At 58.3% G+C, this 17,551-nt stretch carries 17 protein-coding genes; 2 read left to right on the top strand and 15 right to left on the bottom strand.

Features of this window, described 5'->3' with window-relative positions:
* Positions 1-18: 18 nt before the first annotated feature.
* From trmFO to sucC, 5 genes are all read right to left on the bottom strand, one after another.
* Positions 19-1,353, bottom strand: coding sequence for an FADH(2)-oxidizing methylenetetrahydrofolate--tRNA-(uracil(54)-C(5))-methyltransferase TrmFO (trmFO, locus tag PHU01S_RS12500; RefSeq protein ID WP_021879145.1), 1,335 nt, complete (start codon positions 1,351-1,353; stop codon positions 19-21).
* 96 nt (positions 1,354-1,449) lie between these two features.
* A complete protein-coding gene (gene topA, locus PHU01S_RS12505; protein ID WP_021879144.1) occupies positions 1,450-3,549 on the bottom strand; it encodes a type I DNA topoisomerase in 2,100 nt (699 codons plus the stop codon).
* Between the two features lie 27 nt (positions 3,550-3,576).
* Positions 3,577-4,686 carry a DNA-processing protein DprA gene (dprA, locus tag PHU01S_RS12510; RefSeq protein WP_127507835.1) on the bottom strand — a complete coding sequence of 370 codons (1,110 nt, stop codon included), beginning with the start codon at positions 4,684-4,686 and terminating at the stop codon, positions 3,577-3,579.
* 176 nt (positions 4,687-4,862) lie between these two features.
* On the bottom strand, positions 4,863-5,792 hold the full coding sequence (gene sucD, locus PHU01S_RS12515) for a succinate--CoA ligase subunit alpha (protein WP_048746489.1): 930 nt from the start codon (positions 5,790-5,792) through the stop codon (positions 4,863-4,865).
* Between the two features lie 49 nt (positions 5,793-5,841).
* A complete protein-coding gene (gene sucC / locus PHU01S_RS12520; RefSeq protein WP_127507838.1) occupies positions 5,842-7,002 on the bottom strand; it encodes an ADP-forming succinate--CoA ligase subunit beta in 1,161 nt (386 codons plus the stop codon).
* 269 nt (positions 7,003-7,271) lie between these two features.
* Between sucC and PHU01S_RS12525 the strand changes: the two genes are divergently transcribed.
* The gene (locus tag PHU01S_RS12525) at positions 7,272-8,822 is read left to right on the top strand and encodes a YifB family Mg chelatase-like AAA ATPase (RefSeq protein ID WP_127507840.1); all 1,551 of its coding nucleotides are present in this window, start codon (positions 7,272-7,274) and stop codon (positions 8,820-8,822) included.
* 62 nt (positions 8,823-8,884) lie between these two features.
* Complete coding sequence (locus PHU01S_RS12530; RefSeq protein WP_048746492.1) at positions 8,885-9,307, top strand: hypothetical protein; 423 nt, start codon at positions 8,885-8,887, stop codon at positions 9,305-9,307.
* Positions 9,308-9,500: 193 nt separating this feature from the next.
* On the opposite strand, the gene PHU01S_RS12535 is transcribed toward PHU01S_RS12530, so the two are convergent.
* From PHU01S_RS12535 to rpsP, 10 genes are all read right to left on the bottom strand, one after another.
* Entirely contained in the window at positions 9,501-9,926 is a 426-nt protein-coding gene (locus PHU01S_RS12535) for a YraN family protein (protein ID WP_021879138.1), read from the bottom strand.
* Entirely contained in the window at positions 9,923-10,243 is a 321-nt protein-coding gene (locus tag PHU01S_RS12540; protein WP_021879137.1) for an EscU/YscU/HrcU family type III secretion system export apparatus switch protein, read from the bottom strand. The genes PHU01S_RS12535 and PHU01S_RS12540 overlap by 4 nt, the downstream gene beginning before the upstream one ends.
* On the bottom strand, positions 10,240-12,390 hold the full coding sequence (locus PHU01S_RS12545; protein ID WP_127507844.1) for a TP0910 N-terminal domain-containing protein: 2,151 nt from the start codon (positions 12,388-12,390) through the stop codon (positions 10,240-10,242). Before PHU01S_RS12545 ends, PHU01S_RS12540 begins: the two co-directional genes overlap by 4 nt.
* A 487-nt stretch (positions 12,391-12,877) precedes the next feature.
* Positions 12,878-13,510 (bottom strand): ribonuclease HII, encoded by a 633-nt coding sequence (rnhB, locus tag PHU01S_RS12550; protein WP_048746522.1) that lies wholly within the window; start codon positions 13,508-13,510, stop codon positions 12,878-12,880.
* A 92-nt stretch (positions 13,511-13,602) separates the two neighbouring features.
* Positions 13,603-14,478: a ribosome biogenesis GTPase YlqF gene (ylqF, locus tag PHU01S_RS12555; protein ID WP_127507846.1), complete on the bottom strand. Its 876-nt coding sequence runs from the start codon at positions 14,476-14,478 to the stop codon at positions 13,603-13,605.
* 55 nt (positions 14,479-14,533) lie between these two features.
* The gene (gene lepB / locus PHU01S_RS12560) at positions 14,534-15,151 is read right to left on the bottom strand and encodes a signal peptidase I (RefSeq protein ID WP_048746495.1); all 618 of its coding nucleotides are present in this window, start codon (positions 15,149-15,151) and stop codon (positions 14,534-14,536) included.
* A 143-nt stretch (positions 15,152-15,294) separates the two neighbouring features.
* Positions 15,295-15,639: a 50S ribosomal protein L19 gene (rplS, locus tag PHU01S_RS12565; protein ID WP_048746497.1), complete on the bottom strand. Its 345-nt coding sequence runs from the start codon at positions 15,637-15,639 to the stop codon at positions 15,295-15,297.
* A 167-nt stretch (positions 15,640-15,806) separates the two neighbouring features.
* Positions 15,807-16,595, bottom strand: coding sequence for a tRNA (guanosine(37)-N1)-methyltransferase TrmD (gene trmD / locus PHU01S_RS12570; RefSeq protein WP_127507849.1), 789 nt, complete (start codon positions 16,593-16,595; stop codon positions 15,807-15,809).
* A 4-nt stretch (positions 16,596-16,599) separates the two neighbouring features.
* Positions 16,600-17,118, bottom strand: a complete 519-nt coding sequence (rimM, locus tag PHU01S_RS12575) for a ribosome maturation factor RimM (RefSeq protein WP_048748696.1) — start codon at positions 17,116-17,118, stop codon at positions 16,600-16,602.
* 156 nt (positions 17,119-17,274) lie between these two features.
* The gene (gene rpsP / locus PHU01S_RS12580) at positions 17,275-17,547 is read right to left on the bottom strand and encodes a 30S ribosomal protein S16 (protein WP_048748695.1); all 273 of its coding nucleotides are present in this window, start codon (positions 17,545-17,547) and stop codon (positions 17,275-17,277) included.
* Between the last annotated feature and the right edge of the window lie 4 nt (positions 17,548-17,551).

Consider the following 17,551-nt stretch of genomic DNA (forward strand, 5'->3'; position numbering starts at 1 on the left):
TCCCTTCGTGTCTGGCTCCTAAACGGACGGAACCGCTCCTAGAACATCGCGCTTGAAGGATTCAACCGCTTCGATCGCTCTTGCCGCGATCATCTCGTTCTTTTCCTTCTTGTTGCGGATCCGCTTCTCCAGCGGAGGGAATAGGCCGAAATTGGCGTTCATCGGCTGGAAGTGGCGGAAGTCGGCCGTCGTTATATATCCCGCCATGCTGCCGAGAGCCGTCTCTGCAGGCAGGACGAGCGGCTCCAGCCCTTTGGCCAGCCGTCCGGCGTTGAGGCCCGCCAGCAGGCCGGAGGCGGCCGATTCCACATAGCCCTCGACCCCGGTCATCTGGCCGGCGAAGAAGAGGTTCTCGCGGCCCTTGAACTGGTACGTCGACTCCAGCAGCTTCGGCGAGTTGATGAACGTATTGCGGTGCATGACTCCGTAACGGACGAATTCCGCATTTTCAAGCCCCGGGATGAGAGAGAATACCCGCTTCTGCTCTCCCCACTTCAGATGCGTCTGGAAGCCGACCAGATTGTAGAGCGTGCCGGCGGCGTTGTCCTGGCGCAGCTGGATGACCGCATGCGGCAGCTTGCCCGTACGGGGATCGATGAGCCCGACCGGCTTCATCGGACCGAACAGCACCGTCTGCTTGCCGCGCTGGGCCATGACCTCGATCGGCATGCAGCCTTCGAAATAGACTTCCTTCTCGAATTCCTTTAAGGCGGCCGTCTCTGCGGTAATCAAGGCTTCATGGAAGATGTTGAATTCCTCTTCCGTCATCGGGCAGTTCAGGTAGGCCGCTTCGCCTTTGTCATAACGCGAAGCCAGATAAACCTTCTCCATGTCGATGGAGTCCTTCTCCACAATCGGAGCGGCGGCGTCGTAGAAGTAGAAATACTCCTCTCCCATCAGGTCCTTGATCGCTCCGGAGAGCGCTGGCGCCGTCAGAGGGCCGGTAGCGATGACCGTAATTCCGTCCTCCGGAATCGAGGTGATCTCTTCGTTGCTTACCGTAATCAAAGGATGATTGCGCAGCGTTTGCGTAATATCTCCCGAGAATCCGTCGCGGTCAACGGCTAGCGCGCCGCCGGCAGGCACCGCATTGCGATCGGCCGATTCGAGAACGAGAGAGCCGAGCCTTCTCATTTCTTCCTTCAAGACGCCGACGGCATTGGTGAGGCCGTTGGCGCGCAAGCTGTTGCTGCATACAAGCTCGGCGAATTTGTCGGTATGATGCGCAGGCGTGCGGGTAACCGGACGCATTTCGTACAGATGGACCGGAACTCCCTGGGAAGCGATCTGCCAGGCGGCTTCGCTGCCGGCCAGACCGGCTCCAATGACGGTAACGTGCTGTGGTGTGGACACTTGCTATTCCTCGCTTTCTTTCATTCAAAGGACTTCATAACCGCAGGGAAGCGGAAAGCATGTCGAGACGGCTTTCCGCTTCCACGTGGGTATAGGTTACAGCTGATCGAGATCCTGGTCTTCGGGAAGCTCTTCCGTATAATCGCAGGAAGGGCATTGGAGACGGGCTCCGGTCTTGTTCCGCTTCACGACGAGCATGCTGTCGCACTGGGGACATGGCTTGCCGGACGGCCGGTCCCAGGAGACATAGTCACATTCAGGATATTGATCGCAGCCGAAAAAGATTCTTCCTTTTTTGCTGCGGCGTTCAATGATGTGGCCTTTCTCGCATTTCGGGCACACGACTCCGATGCTTTTGACGATCGGCTTCGTATTCCGGCAGTCCGGGAATCCCGAGCAGGCCAGGAATTTGCCGAAGCGGCCCATTTTGTAGACCATCGGCATGCCGCATTTCTCGCAGGTTTCATCCGAAACCTCGTCTTGGAGCTCGACTTCCTTCATCTCTTCCTCGGCTACTTCCAGACGCTTCTCGAAGGAATCGTAGAACTGGGCGAGCACCTTGACCCAGTCCTCCTTGCCTTCCTCGACATGGTCAAGGTCGCCTTCCATATGGGCGGTGAACTCCGCATCCAGAATTTCGGGGAAGAACTCTTCCATGAGCTGGATGACGAGGTCGCCAAGCTCGGTCGGCATGAATTTCTTCTCTTCGATCGCGACGTAACCGCGCTTCTGGATCGTCTCCAGCGTCGGAGCGTAGGTGGACGGACGGCCGATGCCGAGCTCTTCCAGCGTTTTTACGAGACGCGCTTCCGTGTAGCGGGGAGGCGGCTGCGTGAAATGCTGCTTGGGAACCATGGAATCCGTCTTCACCGCGTCTCCGACCGACAGTGCGGGGAGGAATTTGTCCTCTTCCGTCGTGCCATCGTCGTTGCCTTCGACGTACACCTTCATGAATCCCGGGAATTTCACCTTGGAGCCCGCCGCCCGGAAGACGACTTCTCCTGCAGCGAGATCCACCGTCATCGTATCCAGCACGGCCGAGCTCATCTGGCTGGCAACGAAGCGCTCCCAGACAAGCTTGTACAGGCGATACTGATCCCGGCTCAAAAACTCTTTGACCGCATCCGGCTCCCAGGCCATCGAAGTCGGGCGGATCGCTTCATGCGCATCCTGCGCATTGCTGTTCTTTTTGAGATAAACCCTGGGCTGCTCGGGATAATACTCCGCGCCGTATTTCGATGTGATATATTCCTTGGCTTCCTCTTGGGCTATCGGGGAAATCCGGGTCGAATCGGTTCTCATATACGTGATAAGACCCGCTGTGCCTTCCTTGCCGAGATCGACGCCCTCGTACAGCTGCTGGGCGACGCTCATCGTCTTGGAGGCGCGGAAGTTCAGCTTGCGCGCGGCTTCCTGCTGGAGCGAGCTTGTAATGAACGGCGGAGCCGGATTGCGCTGGCGCTCCTTCTCTTTCACTTCGGCTACCGTGAAGGACTTGCTGCCGATGGCATCCAGAACGCGCTGCATTTCTGCTTCGCTCCGCAGCTCTCCTTTTTCGCCGGCAAGGCTGTGGAACTTCGCTTCGAATTCGGATTTGCCCTTGGCGAGGCCCGCTGTAATCGACCAGTACTCTTCGGGAATGAAGGCATCGATCTCATGCTCCCGGTCGATGATCAGCTTCACCGCTACCGATTGGACGCGGCCTGCGGAAAGTCCTTTTTTGACTTTCTTCCATAATAGGGGGCTGATCTTGTAGCCGACGAGACGGTCGAGAATACGGCGCGCCTGCTGCGCGTTGACCAGATCCATATCGATTTTGCGCGGAGTCTTGAAGGCGTCCTTGACGGCCTGCTTCGTAATCTCGTTGAAAACGACGCGGCAGGTGTCCGTCTCGCTGATGTCCAGATAATGCGCCAAATGCCAGGCGATCGCTTCCCCTTCGCGATCGGGGTCAGCCGCCAGATAAACTTTTTTGACTTTTTTGCTCGCGTCCTTGAGTTCCTTGAGGACGGAGCCTTTGCCGCGAATCGTAATATATTTGGGGTTGAAATCGTTCTCGACTTCGACGCCGATCTGGCTTTTCGGCAAATCGCGGATGTGGCCCATGGAGGCTTTCACAATGAATTTGCTTCCCAAATATTTGCCAATCGTCTTTGCTTTTGCCGGTGATTCGACAATGACAAGTGAATCGGCCATTCTGGCGTCCTCCTTTCACAGCTGTAATTACAATGCCATATATATGGAACCGCTTTGCTGTTCAATCTTATGTTTTAAAGATAAATTTATCAGAACTGCCTGCAAAAGTCCAAAAGGCATGTTCAAGGCTTCCAGCAACCCGTCTGCAGATCGCGGTCCATCCTGCAGGAGGCGGAGAACCGCCTCCTCTTCAGCCGTCAACGCGGCGCCGTCCCGCTCCGGTTCGGGCATGCGTCTGCAGCTGTCCGGATATTCCTCGCCGATCTGGCGCGCATCGCTGAGCAGACGGGCATAACCGCAGCGGATGAGCTCGTTGCAGCCCTCGCTGCGTGTCGAGCCGAGCGGGCCCGGAACCGCGAATACATCCCGGTTCATCTCGAGCGCCTGCTCCGCCGTAATCAGGGAACCGCTCCGCGAAGCGGCCTCCACAACGACGGTTCCGAGACTCAGTCCGGCAATGATGCGGTTGCGCTGCGGGAACATGCCGGGATGAACCGGAGTTCCGATCGGGTATTCCGAGAGCAGCAGGCCGTCGCGGGCGATCCGTCTGTACAGCGGCCGGTTCTCCGGCGGATATGCCGTATCGACCGGCGTCCCCAGGACGGCGATCGTGCCGCAGCCGGCATCAAGGGCGGCCTGATGGACGATGCCGTCAATGCCCTTGGCCATGCCGCTGACGACGGTAAAGCCCTGCCGCGCGATTCCTCCGGCAAGCGCTGAAGCGGCCTGCCTGCCGTAGACGCTCGGGTTGCGGGTGCCGACAACCGATAGGCAAGGAGTGCTCAGCAGACGTCGATCTCCGATTCCGTACAACACCCATGGCGGCTGCGGGGTCTGTCTCAGCAGCTCCGGATATTCCGAATCGAGCGGCGTCAGCCTCCAGCCTCCTTGGCCGGCCAGGGCGTCTTCCCAAGCCGGCTTGATATTTCCGGTCCAGCGCCGGCAAAATTCCTCGGCCGGCTGCGCCCTGATGCCAAGCCGGATCAGCTTGTCGGCCGTTATCGTCTCCTTCAAGCTCATGCCGGACATCAGAACCTTGTTGACCGACGCCCAGCCGATGCCTGGAGTCTCGCTCAGCGTTACGATGAATATTCGGATAACCTGTTCGTTGTCATGATTAGGGAGCCAAGTCACCATCTGGCGGATTCGTCCTCTCGCGATAAGGATCGGCCGGCTCCGCGCTCCTTCCTATTGTGGGGCACAAGAATGGAGATTGCAAGCGCAGCCGGGCCGGCAAAACAAAAGGCAGCCTTCCCCAACCCCTGACGGGTCGAAGAAGGCTGCCTGCCTTCAGCTAACTAGTTTGATTGGATTCAGTGGGTTTTGCATTTCTCCAGAAGGCCTTGCTCTTCCAGAACGCCGACGAGAGTCGAACCCATGTCGGACGGAGTCGGAGCAACCTTGATGCCGCAAGCTTCCAGCGTCGCGATTTTTTCCGCAGCCGTTCCTTTGCCGCCGGAAATGATGGCGCCTGCATGGCCCATGCGTTTTCCCGGAGGAGCCGTAGCGCCGCCGATGAAGCCGACTACCGGCTTCTTCATGTTGGCTTTGACCCACTCGGCCGCTTCTTCCTCAGCCGTGCCGCCGATCTCGCCGATCATGATGACCGCATAGGTGTCCGGATCTTCATTGAACAGGTTCAGGATGTCGATGAACTCGGATCCTTTGACCGGGTCGCCGCCGATGCCTACAGCCGTCGATTGGCCGATGCCGCGGGTCGTCAGCTGATGAACCGCTTCGTAAGTCAGCGTCCCCGAACGGGAAACGACGCCTACATGGCCTTTTCTGTGGATATATCCAGGCATGATGCCGATTTTGATCTCGTCCGGCGTAATGACGCCTGGGCAGTTAGGTCCGATCAGGCGGGTTTTCTTGCCTTCCATGTAACGCTTCACGCGCACCATGTCCAGAACCGGAATGCCTTCCGTGATGCAGATGACGAGATCCAGCTCCGCTTCTACCGCCTCCAGGATGGAGTCGGCCGCGAATGCCGGCGGCACGTAGATGACGGATACCGTCGCGCCCGTGTCGGCAACCGCTTCGCGAACCGAATTGTAGACCGGCAGCGATTTCGTCTCGCCGTTTTCAAGCGTGATGTCGACGGTCGTGCCGCCTTTGCCAGGAGTTACCCCGCCAACCATCTGGGTGCCGTATTCAAGAGCGCCCTTCGTATGGAACAGACCGGTTTGGCCGGTAATGCCCTGGGTGATCACTTTGGTGTCTTTGTTGATCAAAATGCTCATCGCAAATTCACATCCCCTAACAGAATTCGTATCTGCAGCCCCAAGGGCATTATTTTACGAGCGCAACGATTTTTTGAGCGCCGTCGGACATGCTGTCCGCCGCGACCAGATTCAGGCCCGATTCGTTCAGAATCTTCTTGCCGAGCTCTACGTTCGTACCTTCCAGGCGTACGACAAGCGGACGCTCCAGACCGAGCTCGCGCGCAGCCGCGACAACGCCTTCGGCGATGACGTCGCAGCGCATGATGCCGCCAAAGATATTGACGAAGATGCCTTTGACGTTGGCGTCGGAAAGCAGGATTTTGAAGGCTTCCGTTACTTTCTCCTTCGTCGCGCCGCCGCCTACGTCCAGGAAGTTCGCAGGGTCGCCGCCGTAGTGCTTGATGATGTCCATCGTCGCCATGGCAAGGCCTGCGCCGTTGACCATGCAGCCGATGTTGCCGTCCAGAGCGATGTAGCTCAGGTCGTATTTGGAAGCTTCGATTTCTTTCGCGTCTTCCTCTTCGAGGTCGCGCAGCGCCAGGATGTCCATGTGGCGGAACAGGGCGTTGGAATCGAAGTTCAGCTTGGCGTCGAGGGCCATGACGTTGCCGTCACCCGTAACGACGAGCGGGTTGATCTCGGCGATGGAGCAGTCCTTGTCCACGAAAGCGGTATAAAGCGCTGTCATGAACTGAACCGCCTTCCGGACCAGTTCCTTCGGGATATTGATTGCATAAGCGAGGCGTTGCGCCTGGAAAGGCAGCAGGCCTACAGCCGGATCGATGACTTCCTTGATGATTTTCTCCGGGGAGTGCTCGGCGACTTCTTCAATCTCCGTGCCGCCCTCTTCGGATGCCATCATGACGACGCGGCCCGTAGCGCGGTCGACAACGACGCCGACATAATATTCTTTCTTGATGTCGCAGCCTTGCTCGATCAAGAGGCGCTTGACTTCCTTGCCTTCCGGACCGGTCTGGTGGGTAACGAGCGTCTTGCCGAGAATCTCGGACGCGTATGCGCGGACCTCGTCCAGGTTTTTCGCAACCTTGACGCCGCCTGCCTTGCCGCGGCCGCCCGCATGGATCTGTGCCTTGACAACTACGACGGAAGTGCCAAGTTCCTTGGCGGCTTCGACAGCCTCGTCTACCGTGAAGGCCACTTTGCCTTCAGGTACGGCTACCCCGTATTGTTTCAAGACTTCTTTGCCTTGATACTCATGAATATTCATTCACGACATCCTCCAATCCTCTGACTCAGGTGGAACAGCTGGGAAACTATCAAACAAACATCTGTCATTATAACACAATCGAAGCAAGCCTTCCTGCAAAATAATCTTTATCATGTAAAATATTTTTTGATTTTGCCGCTCTTTGCGGCAATGAATCCAAATGTTGACAAATTCCGCCGGCATGCCTATCCTGTAGCTAACAAGTTTGTTTACAGATGGAATGTGAGGAAGCACCTTCGCCGTCTTATTTCGGGAGGTGTTTCTTTGTCATGCCCTACAGCAAATGCATAAGCGCGAGCGTGCTCGGCGTCGACGGCAAAAGCATTACCGTGGAGGTCGATCTGTCCAGCGGACTGCCTCAAGTGAATCTGGTCGGCCTTCCCGATCCATCCGTCCGCGAATCGGTGGAACGCGTCCGCGCCGCCATGCGGAATTCCGGCTTCAAATTCCCGCTGGAACGAGTGACGGTGAACCTCGCGCCCGCCGATCTGCGCAAGGAAGGAACCGCCTTCGATCTGGCTATCGCGGCTGCCATCCTGACGGCCAGCGGGCAGATGGATGCCGATGCCTTCGACGGCATGCTCGTCATCGGCGAGCTCGCCCTCAACGGCGGGCTGCGCCCCGTGCCCGGCGTGCTTCCCATGGTCGAGGAAGCGCGGACACGCGGCTTGCGGCGCGTGCTGCTGCCTCCGGACAACGCCCTCGAAGCCGCGCTTGTAGGCGGCATGGACATCTTTGCGGCGGCCGACCTGTCTTCTTTGGCGCTCTGCGGAGGGAGCGGCGATGGCTGGGAGCGGCTTGCTTGGCATCCTTCAGCCGGAAACCCGACGGCTTGCGAACCTGGCTCCAGCGGCGAAGGAGCAGCAGCTCCGGACTATGCCGACGTATTCGGTCAGCATCATGCCAAGCGAGCGCTGATGATCGCCGCCGCCGGCAGGCACAACCTGCTGCTGAGCGGACCGCCCGGAACGGGCAAGACGATGCTCATCCGCCGGCTGCCCGGCATTCTCCCTCCCATGAGCGAGGAGGAAGCGCTTGAAGTGACCAAAATCTTCAGCGTCTCCGGCAAGCTTGCGGCCTCAGGCTCCCTCGTCTCGGAGCGTCCATTCCGCACTCCGCATCATACGATTTCCACCGGCGGCCTTATCGGCGGCGGCTCCATCCCCCGTCCCGGAGAGGCGACGCTCGCCCATCGAGGCGTTCTCTTTCTCGACGAGCTGCCGGAGTTCCCCCGCTCCGTGCTCGAGGTGCTGCGCCAGCCGCTCGAGGATCGGGAAGTGACCATAGCCAGAGCGAGAGCGGTGTTCCGCTTCCCGGCTCATTTTCAGCTGGCTGCCTCGATGAATCCCTGTCCGTGCGGACAGCATGGCTCCGACGTTCCGGGGCAGCGCGGCTGCATCTGTTCTCCGGTGCAGATTGCCCGCTACCGCTCGCGGATTTCGGGACCGCTGCTCGACCGGATCGACCTGCTCGTGGAGGTGCCTCGGCCGCAGCATGCCGATGCCATGCAGCCCGGCATGAGCACCGCCGACATGAAGAGTTTGATAACTGGCGCCGTCAAGCGCCAGAAAGACAGAGAGCAGGAGACGGGCGTAGCGTGGAACGGCGATCTAGCAGGCAAAGCGCTGAAGCATGCGGCTCCGCTGCAAGCCGAAGGGGCACGGCTGCTTCAGCAAGCCTACGACCGGCTTGGAATCAGCTTGCGCGCCCATGAGCGGATCCTGAAGCTAGCCCGCACGATCGCCGACGTGGAAGGCTCCTTGCAAATCCAAACCGCTCATGTCGCCGAAGCGATTCAATACCGCAGGCTGGAGCTATGAGGACTCTCCATCCATTGGCACGCTTCCATAGGAACAGGTATAATCAATTCATATTGGAGGGGATGGGTATCATCATCAATATGGAAACGATTCATACCAGCAGCCGCCGCTTCCGCTCCGCCCTGGATTCTGTCCGGAGGCATGAGTTCAAAAGCCCGCGGCTGGGAAGCAACGACTATCCCAAAGGCGCATCGAGCGACGCGTCGCTGCTGCTCGGCATCTACTTGTTGAACGAACACGGGATCGATTGCGACTATGTGGCCGCATCCGACGGCAGCGGCTCCAGCCATGCCTGGCTGGAGCATGAGGGCCTCTTCATCGACATTACGGCCGACCAGCTGCCGGGCATGCAAGGCAAAGTCGTTGTCGGAGAGGACCATTCTGTACATAGCCTTTTCATCGAAGCGGGCCGAAGCCGCATAAGCGAGAATGACCTCAGCGACCTGGCCGATGACTATGATATCGTGATGGCGGGAATGATCTAAACGCATTTTAAGGTCCCGGAATAGCAGGGCAATGGTCTTGAAAGAGCAAGCCAAGTTGATTAACCTTGAAACCGCAAGGCAAGTCCGAGGAGCCTTGAAACCGCAAGGCAAGTCCGAGGAGCCTTGAAACCGCAAGGCCGATCCTGATGCCAGGATCGGCCTTTTTTTCGTTCAGAATGAAAGCAAGATCAACTCAGAAGGCATTTCGTACATAAGCGACCTCAATCGGCCTTATGCCGGCAGAATCAAGCGTAACGGCAGCCGCATCGAAGCGGACCGTCTTCTCCTGCCACCCCTTTTGACTCAAATACTGGCGGGCGATTTTGCGCACCTTATGCTGCTTGCGGGCGTCGATCGACTCCAGCGCGGTTCCGAACCGGCTGCCCTGCCGCAGCGAACGGACTTCCGTCACGACGAGGGAGCCGCCTTCAACGGCGATAATATCCAGCTCTCCCTCGCGGCAGCGCCAATTGCGCTCCAACAGCCTGAAGCCGCCGGCTTCCATCCATTGGGCGGCTGCATCCTCGCCGATCCTTCCAGAGAGGCTCCTGGCAGCTCCGATGCGCGTGCCCGCCTTTCGAGACTTGTCCGGATCGGCGTTTCCGGGCTTGTTCTTCATGCGCTGTCCCCCGCCTCGCGGTCAGCCCGATATAAAAAGCTGAGAATCTCGGCGACCAGGCCGTACAGCTCCGGAGGAATCTGCTGGTCCAGATCCAGCTTGGACAGAACCTCTACGAGCGAGCGGTCTTCCTGCACCGGCACTCCGCTCTCTCGAGCCCGCTGCAGAATCTCGTCGGCCAAATGTCCGGTTCCCTTCGCTACGACGACCGGGGCTCCGTCTTTCAGCGGATCGTACTTGAGCGCGACAGCCTTTTTCTTCGCTTGAACGGGCTCGTCCGCATCCGCGCTTCCATATTTGCGCTCATCCTCGCTCATACCCTCAGATCAACTCCCTTGTACGGCTCTGCCGCTGCAAGCGCCGCATCGGGGACATTCATCTTCTTCTCTGCAGCCTTGCGCTCTTCCGGATGAACGACTTTCATGCCGAGAAGACGATAGCCCGAAGCTTGAAGCAGCTCGGCCAATGCCGTCTTGCCGGCATCGGCCAGCAGCGGAACGGCAGGATGGCCGTTGAACACCGTCAGGCTGACGACTTTGTCCGCGACAGCCACGTCAACGACCGTGTCCCCGATGACATCCATTCTCAGGTCGAAAAGGAGACGGCAGTTGGATGCGTCCAATCCGCCCTTTGCATTCCGTCTCGACTGTACATGCACGGAAGCAGTCTGTCCGCCGGTAGCCGTTTGAATAGGAATCTGCACCGTGAGCTGCGAGAAAAACGTTCCGCTGCGCTCCGGCGACAGCATGAGCTGCTGTCCTGTAATATGCTGCAGCAGCTGCTGGGCCGAGTCCTTTGCCGCCGGTGGCAAGTCCCCCGACTGCAGCAGCGTGAGCAGCGCGGACTTGATTGTCGCCGTTTCCGGCACCGCCGCCTCCTTGACGCCGGGCGCCAAGGCCGGCAGGCCGGTTTCTCCATGAGCGGGTCCGGCAAGCGGTCTCGCCGCTCCTTCGGCTGCAGGCTTGCCATTCGCCAGGGAAACATCTCTTAAGGCAGCAGTCCGTTCGCTTTCCTTCGCGCCTTGCGCGCTCGGTTTCGGCTCGTTCGCTTTGGCTCCGGCTGGCTCCGCGGCTGTGCTGGCGTTCATCGATGGAGCTGCCTTCGGACCGCCTGGTTTCTCCGGGCTATCCATGTCATCCAGCGCACCAGGCGCAGACGGCGCCTGCTTGGCCTCTGGAGACGAAGTCGGGATTTCCTTTCCTCCGCCTGCTGCCCCCTTGTTCACGATATCCGCTGGGATCGACGGCTCTGCTCCTGAAGCGGTCGATGTCATGGCAGCTGAGCTATGGGAAGCAAGGGCACCGCCGCGCTCCATGAGTTCTGCCTGTACATCCATGCTTCCGTCCTGCGGCATACGGACCGCGCTTCCGGCAGCACGCTCCGCCGACAGCTGGTTCCGCACCTGATTCTCATGGCCGGCTCCAAGCCAATCCAGCATTTTGCGCGCCCAGTTCCCGGCTGGTTCGGCCGGCTCGGTTTCATTCTCCATCAAAGCCGAATCGGCAGCAGCGGTTCCCTTAAGCTGTACCGCATGTGGACCTGCTCCGTCTGCTTGGAGCAGCTTCCCTTCAACATTCGCCGTCTTTGCGGCTTGAATGAGCTCTTTGCCCTGTGCATGCACACCTTGTTGATCTCCCGCGGCAAGCTTTACCGGCCTTGTATCTGCGTTGTCCGCCGTTTGTTCCTGAGCCGTTTTCACGTCCGGGGACAAAGCGACTTTCAAATCAGCAGGAAGGTTGGATTTCATGCTGCCTCTATCCGCCGGCTGCTTGGCTAGTTCATTGGCACCCGGCCAGCTCCCGCCGCCGTCAAGCAGCTCCAGCAAGCGGGCGGCGTTGAGCTTGGCCGCCCTATCGTCTCCGGATGCATGTTCGGTCATTGCCTTTAATGCCGATGACAATTGTTCCAAAAGCTCGTGCACAGGCGGGCCGGATTGAATTTGCCGCAGCGACGACACCGTCGCCTCCGTCATCGGCAATCCCCGCTGAATGGCGACCGCGGCTGCTTTCAGCCATTGCTGCGGATTCTCGCCTTCCGGCATGAATTCGGCCGCTTCAGCCAGCGCGCCGGCAGTCGCGCCGTCTATCGCGACGCCCATCGCCTTCAATTCGCGCACAAGAGCTTGACCGGCCTGTTCTTTGCCGCCTGCACCGAACTTAAGTCCGAGCGACTTCCACACTTCATCGGTCGGTTCAGAGGCCGTTTTGCCCGGCTCCTGCCGTTTCAAAACCAGCTTGCCTTCAGCCGTTTCCGACTGCACCTGCAGGACAGCCGTCTGTCCTTGCTTCAATGGCGTCTCCAACTTGGCGACGAGCTGCGTGCCGCCGATCTGCAAAAGCGCTTCATTGTCCCCCATCAGCTCCACGACCTGAGCCCGGACCGTCTGGCCGGGGCGCAGCTCCAGCGTGCGGCTGGCCGCAGGCTGCACGTCCCCGATCAGTTTGATGAGACTTCCGATATTCATCGTCGTTACGGCCTCCGCTCGCTTATGTCCTATTTTCTCTGTAGTCCTTTATCGACATTTACGCGGTAAAACATAATGGTTTTCGATCGGGAACATTTGTTCTGTTCCTGTTTCAAGCCAAGCATGCCATCGGCCCGTTCATTTCCAATCTGCGTCGGCATCAGGACGCAGAGCTGCCATTCTCGACTGTTAGGCTGCCATTTAATAAAAGGAGTCCACCTCCTTGAATCAGGCATGCGAGCTGCTGATGCAGGACCGTCCGAGCTTCGGGAACCCGACGTCATTCAAAGCAGCGCAAAAAAGTTGATATCCCAGAACATTTCCCCTTTGTCCGTGTTTGCCCGGACGAACGAATCCGGTCTGAAAGAGGCGAATTCCTGCTCCTTCGCGAGATAAATCCTTATCTGGCGTTACCGGCAAATAGGAAGTCGATCCGACAGCTCGAAAAATCAAAAAACCCTTGCGTTCCCGCAAGGGTCGAATCGGTCTAAAAAAGCGCAAGCTGATCCTCCGGCAAAATCTTGCCGAGGAAGGAACGCCGGTGGAGAGGGCTTGGCCCGTGCTGAAGCAGCATGGAGCGGTGATGCTTGGTCGCATAACCTTTATGTACGGCAATCCCGTAAGCCGGATAATGCAGATCCCATATCTCCTTGCAAAGACGGTCGCGTGTCACCTTGGCCAGTATGGATGCCGCCCCGATGCTCTGGCTCACCGCATCGCCGTGAATAATGGCTGTCTGCGGAAAGTCCATATCGACGGTCTCCGCATCGACCAGCAGATGGGAAGGCCGTACGCCGAGCGACTCCACCGCCTGCTTCATAGCCAGACGCGAAGCCTGGCGGATGTTGATGCGGTCGATCGTCTCGGAGTCGATTCTCGCGACAGCCCAGGCAACTGCCGAATCGAGGATGACATCGTAGAGCATCTCGCGCTTCTTCTCCGAGAGCTTCTTGGAATCGTCGACTCCGTCGAGCACAAGCCCTCGCGGCAGGATGACCGCCGCAGCGACGACATCGCCGAACAGGCAGCCCCGCCCGACCTCGTCCACGCCGCAAACATGCTCGGCTCCCGATTCCCAGAGCGGCCGCTCATAAGAGAGCAGATCCTTCGGCTCGCTCATGCCGGCAGCAGCGGATTCACCGGTCTCCGATCCTTCTTCCCATAAGGAAGGGGAAGCTTCCGGATTCGGCTGATGCGCTTGACGGCGCGGCTTCATGGCTTTGCCGGAGGCGCTGCTTCCAGCGTGAGGCGGCCGAGCTTGCCGGCACGGAGCTCCCGCAGGATAATTCCGGATACCTTTTCCAGATCGATGCGGCCGCCGCTGAGCAGGCAGCCGCGGTTGCGGCCGATCTGCTCCATGACCGCGACGATCTGCATGTTGTCATCGAAATTCTCAGGCTGTTCTTCCAGACCGAATCGATCCTGCATCTCGGGCCAGTATCTCTCTGCGAGCACGCGGACGGCAAAGTACGCCACGTCTTCGATATTGAGCACCTGCTCCTTGATCGCGCCGGTCATGGCAAGCTTGTAGCCGACCAGCTGATCCTCGAACTTCGGCCACAGGATGCCCGGTGTATCAAGCAGCTCCATCTCCGAGCCGACCTTGATCCATTGCTGTCCCTTGGTCACGCCGGGACGGTCTCCGGTGGCGGCGATGTGCCTGCCGGCCAGACGGTTGGTCAAGGTGGACTTGCCGACGTTGGGAATGCCGACAATCAGCGCCCGCATGGCGCGCGGGTTCATGCCCCGGTCCAGCATGCGCTGGATTTTTTCGTGAAGGATTTCCCTCACCTTGACGGGAATCTCATTCACCCTGGAACCCGTCGAGGAATCGACGGCCAGGCTCACATACCCTTTGGAAGCAAAGTATTGCATCCACCGCTCCGTTTCGCGGGAGTCGGCCAGGTCTGCCTTGTTCAGCAGGATGAGACGTGGTTTGCCCCTCAGGATGTCGTCGACCATAGGGTTGCGGCTGGACATGGGAACGCGGGCGTCGAGCAGTTCGATCGCGATGTCAATCAGCTTGAGCTTGTCTTCGATCTGTCTTCTTGCCCGCGTCATATGTCCGGGGAACCACTGAATCGTCATGCCAGCACCTCATTTGCTCTATCGTCGGAACCTTGGAAGCTGAGCTTCCTTTAGGTTAACCGTGTTTGATGATCTTCATGTCGGAAGGCGGCCAGAAAATGACGTCCGCGCGTCCGATCAGCTGCTTGTAAGGAATGTAGCCGATTCTGCGGCTGTCCTCGCTGTTGCTGCGGTTGTCGCCCATCGCCAGGAAGGAGTCCGCAGGAACCGTTCCTTCGGTTACGTTCTCGTTGGGGAAGTTCGGTCCGGTCTGGTTCCACAGCTCGCCTTTTTTGTTCGCTTCTTCAATGGCTTGCTTCAGGTAAGGCTCGTCCTGCTTGACATCGTTGACGAAGACGTCGTCGCCCTCGACCTTGACCTTGTCGCCCGGGAGCGCGATGACGCGCTTGATGAAATCCCTTCCCTCCTGGGGAACATGGAATACGACCACTTCACCGCGATGCGGCTGCCTGATGTCGAAGATGATCTTGTTGACGATCAGCCGTTCACCCGTATGGAAGTTAGGCTGCATGGAAGGTCCGTCGACAGCGAACGGAGCGAAGAGGAACCAGCGGATCAGCCATACGAGAATGGCCGCGATCGCCAGCGCCTTGACCCATTCAAACACTTCCTTGCGGGCTTTGCCGCCGCGAGTTGCCGCATTCTGCTCTTCTGGAAACTGCTCTTCAGCCATCTGCAGTTCAGCCTTCTTTCGTCACACGAATAGGGTATTGGTTTTATAAGAGGAATTACCGAGGCGCAGAGGCCTTCAGAAATAATGCCTTAAAATAACGAAAAGGGGCTTGTTTGCGGCAAGCCCCTCTTGACGTTCCATTCTTAGCGGCGGATTTCCTTGATACGGGCCGCTTTGCCGCGCAGTTCGCGCAGGTAGTACAGTTTCGCGCGACGAACTTTGCCGCGACGGGTAACTTCGATGCGGTCAATCTTAGGCGAGTTGATCGGGAACGTACGCTCCACGCCAACGCCGTAAGAAATTTTGCGGACGGTGAACGTCTCGCTGATTCCGCCGCCGCGACGTTTGATGACAACGCCCTCGAACAGCTGAACCCGCTCACGGGAACCCTCGATAACCTTTACGTACACCTTAAGCGTGTCGCCTGGACGGAAGCTAGGGATGTCCGTACGAAGCTGCTCTTGAGCAATCGTTTGTAAAAGATTCATGAGTTTAGTCACTCCTTCCACCATAGACGTTCATATAAGCTAACCGGCTCGCCTTGTGAGCCGGATCATGGCCGATAGAGGACCGTCCGAGTCATTAAAACAACATTTCAAATCATACCATATCCAAGCCCGGAAAACAACCTCATCTTCATGAATCGAGCTGTCTTTCAGGAAAAAGATTCCGGATCCGCAGCCTGGGACTTTCGCTCGCGCAGCCATTTCCGCTCTTTTTCGGTCAGCTCCGCCGTCTCCAGCAGATCAGGCCTGCGTTGGAGCGTCCTCTGCAGCGATTGCTCGCGCCTCCAGGCGTCGATGTTGCGGTGATGTCCCGAGATCAGCACCTCGGGAACATCCCAGCCGCGGAAGCTCGCCGGACGTGTATAGTGGGGGTATTCAAGCAGTCCGGTGCTGTAGGAGTCCGTAACGGCGGACGATTCGTTGCCGAGCACGCCTGGCAGCAGCCGGACGACGCTGTCGATCATGACCATCGCCGGCAGCTCGCCTCCGGTCAGCACATAGTCGCCGATCGACAGCTCGTCGGTCACGAGATGCTCGCGGATGCGCTCGTCGTAGCCCTCGTAATGGCCGCAAATGAAAATCAAGCGTTCCTCGCGCGCGAGCTCTTCCGCCTTGCGCTGGCTGAACGGCTCCCCTTGCGGACACATCAGAATAATGCGCGGAGGTTTGCTCTCCGCCGCCTGAGACTCGACAGCGCCGCCGCTGGAGCCCCCGAGCAGATCCTCGACCGCCGAGAACACCGGCTCGGCCTTCAGCACCATGCCGCCGCCTCCGCCGTAAGGATAGTCATCGACGGTATTGTGCTTGTTGTTGGCATAATTCCGAAAGTTGACTGCCTGCAGCGAAACGATGCCTTTGTCCCTGGCCTTGCCGAGTATGCTCGCTCCGAACACGCCGTCGAACATTTCCGGAAACAGCGTCAAAACGTCGATGCGCATCTCCTTACATCAATCCTTCCATGAGCCGTACCGTTACTCGCTTCGCACGCACATTCACGTCAAGCACGACGTCGTCGATGTAAGGAAGCAGCAGCTCCTTGCCGTCCTTCAGCTCCACCGCCCAGACATCATTGGCGCCGGGACGGAGAATCTCGGTCACAAGTCCGAGGCTTTCTCCCTCTTCCGTGACGACTTCGGAGCCGATGATGTCCGTGTAGTAGAATTCGCCCTTTGCAAGCGGCTCGCGCTGGGAATCGGACACCTTCATCAGATATCCCTTGAACTTTTCGACCTCGTTGATGTTTTCGTAGCCTTTCAGCTTGACGATGTACACGTTCTTATGCGATCTGGAGCTTTGAACCTCAACCTGAACGCCGCCGGGAGTGCCTTCCTTCTGCAGGGAAAGCCTGCTTCCAGGGGCAAAGCGCTGATCGGCAAAGTCCGTATGCGGCACGACCTTAAGCTCGCCGCGGATGCCTTGCGTATTCACGATCTCGCCGACTGTAAACCACTGCTCCGCCATGCTCAGTTCCTCCTTGGTTAATGACGCCTGTGCGAATGATCACGGCGTTCGCTCCTGGCGCCGTCAAGAATTAATTTCGGAAGCAAAAGGGCTAGGATATTCATCCTAACCCTTTTCCGAGCTTATATTCGGGAAATCCCTTTTCGGGGAAAATCCTTACTTTTGAAGTTTCTGCTCGTGGAATTTCTTGAGCACGCCTGCTTTGGAAAGCAGGTTGCGGACGGTGTCGGATGCTTGAGCTCCGGTTTGCAGCCATTTGAGGGCTTTTTCTTCGTCGATGTTCACTTGAGCCGGTTGTGCAACCGGGTTATAAGTGCCGATTTCTTCGATGAAACGGCCGTCACGCGGCGAACGGGAATCAGAAACTACCAGACGGTAGAACGGGGCTTTGTGGGCACCAATGCGTTTGAGACGGATACGTACTGCCATTATA

The sequence above is a fragment of the Paenibacillus humicus NBRC 102415 genome (assembly GCF_004000905.1).
GTDB classification, from domain to species: Bacteria; Bacillota; Bacilli; order Paenibacillales; family Paenibacillaceae; genus Paenibacillus_O; species Paenibacillus_O humicus.

Excerpts from the sequence above, each read along its gene's own strand:
- topA (WP_021879144.1), bottom strand. The coding sequence starts at position 3,549 with ATGGCCGATTCACTTGTCATTGTCGAATCACCGGCAAAAGCAAAGACG.
- dprA (WP_127507835.1), bottom strand. The coding sequence starts at position 4,686 with ATGGTGACTTGGCTCCCTAATCATGACAACGAACAGGTTATCCGAATA.
- sucD (WP_048746489.1), bottom strand. The coding sequence starts at position 5,792 with ATGAGCATTTTGATCAACAAAGACACCAAAGTGATCACCCAGGGCATT.
- sucC (WP_127507838.1), bottom strand. The coding sequence starts at position 7,002 with ATGAATATTCATGAGTATCAAGGCAAAGAAGTCTTGAAACAATACGGG.
- PHU01S_RS12525 (WP_127507840.1), top strand. The coding sequence starts at position 7,272 with ATGCCCTACAGCAAATGCATAAGCGCGAGCGTGCTCGGCGTCGACGGC.
- PHU01S_RS12530 (WP_048746492.1), top strand. The coding sequence starts at position 8,885 with ATGGGTATCATCATCAATATGGAAACGATTCATACCAGCAGCCGCCGC.
- PHU01S_RS12535 (WP_021879138.1), bottom strand. The coding sequence starts at position 9,926 with ATGAAGAACAAGCCCGGAAACGCCGATCCGGACAAGTCTCGAAAGGCG.
- PHU01S_RS12540 (WP_021879137.1), bottom strand. The coding sequence starts at position 10,243 with ATGAGCGAGGATGAGCGCAAATATGGAAGCGCGGATGCGGACGAGCCC.
- PHU01S_RS12545 (WP_127507844.1), bottom strand. The coding sequence starts at position 12,390 with ATGAATATCGGAAGTCTCATCAAACTGATCGGGGACGTGCAGCCTGCG.
- rnhB (WP_048746522.1), bottom strand. The coding sequence starts at position 13,510 with ATGAGCGAGCCGAAGGATCTGCTCTCTTATGAGCGGCCGCTCTGGGAA.
- ylqF (WP_127507846.1), bottom strand. The coding sequence starts at position 14,478 with ATGACGATTCAGTGGTTCCCCGGACATATGACGCGGGCAAGAAGACAG.
- lepB (WP_048746495.1), bottom strand. The coding sequence starts at position 15,151 with ATGGCTGAAGAGCAGTTTCCAGAAGAGCAGAATGCGGCAACTCGCGGC.
- rplS (WP_048746497.1), bottom strand. The coding sequence starts at position 15,639 with ATGAATCTTTTACAAACGATTGCTCAAGAGCAGCTTCGTACGGACATC.
- trmD (WP_127507849.1), bottom strand. The coding sequence starts at position 16,595 with ATGCGCATCGACGTTTTGACGCTGTTTCCGGAAATGTTCGACGGCGTG.
- rimM (WP_048748696.1), bottom strand. The coding sequence starts at position 17,118 with ATGGCGGAGCAGTGGTTTACAGTCGGCGAGATCGTGAATACGCAAGGC.
- rpsP (WP_048748695.1), bottom strand. The coding sequence starts at position 17,547 with ATGGCAGTACGTATCCGTCTCAAACGCATTGGTGCCCACAAAGCCCCG.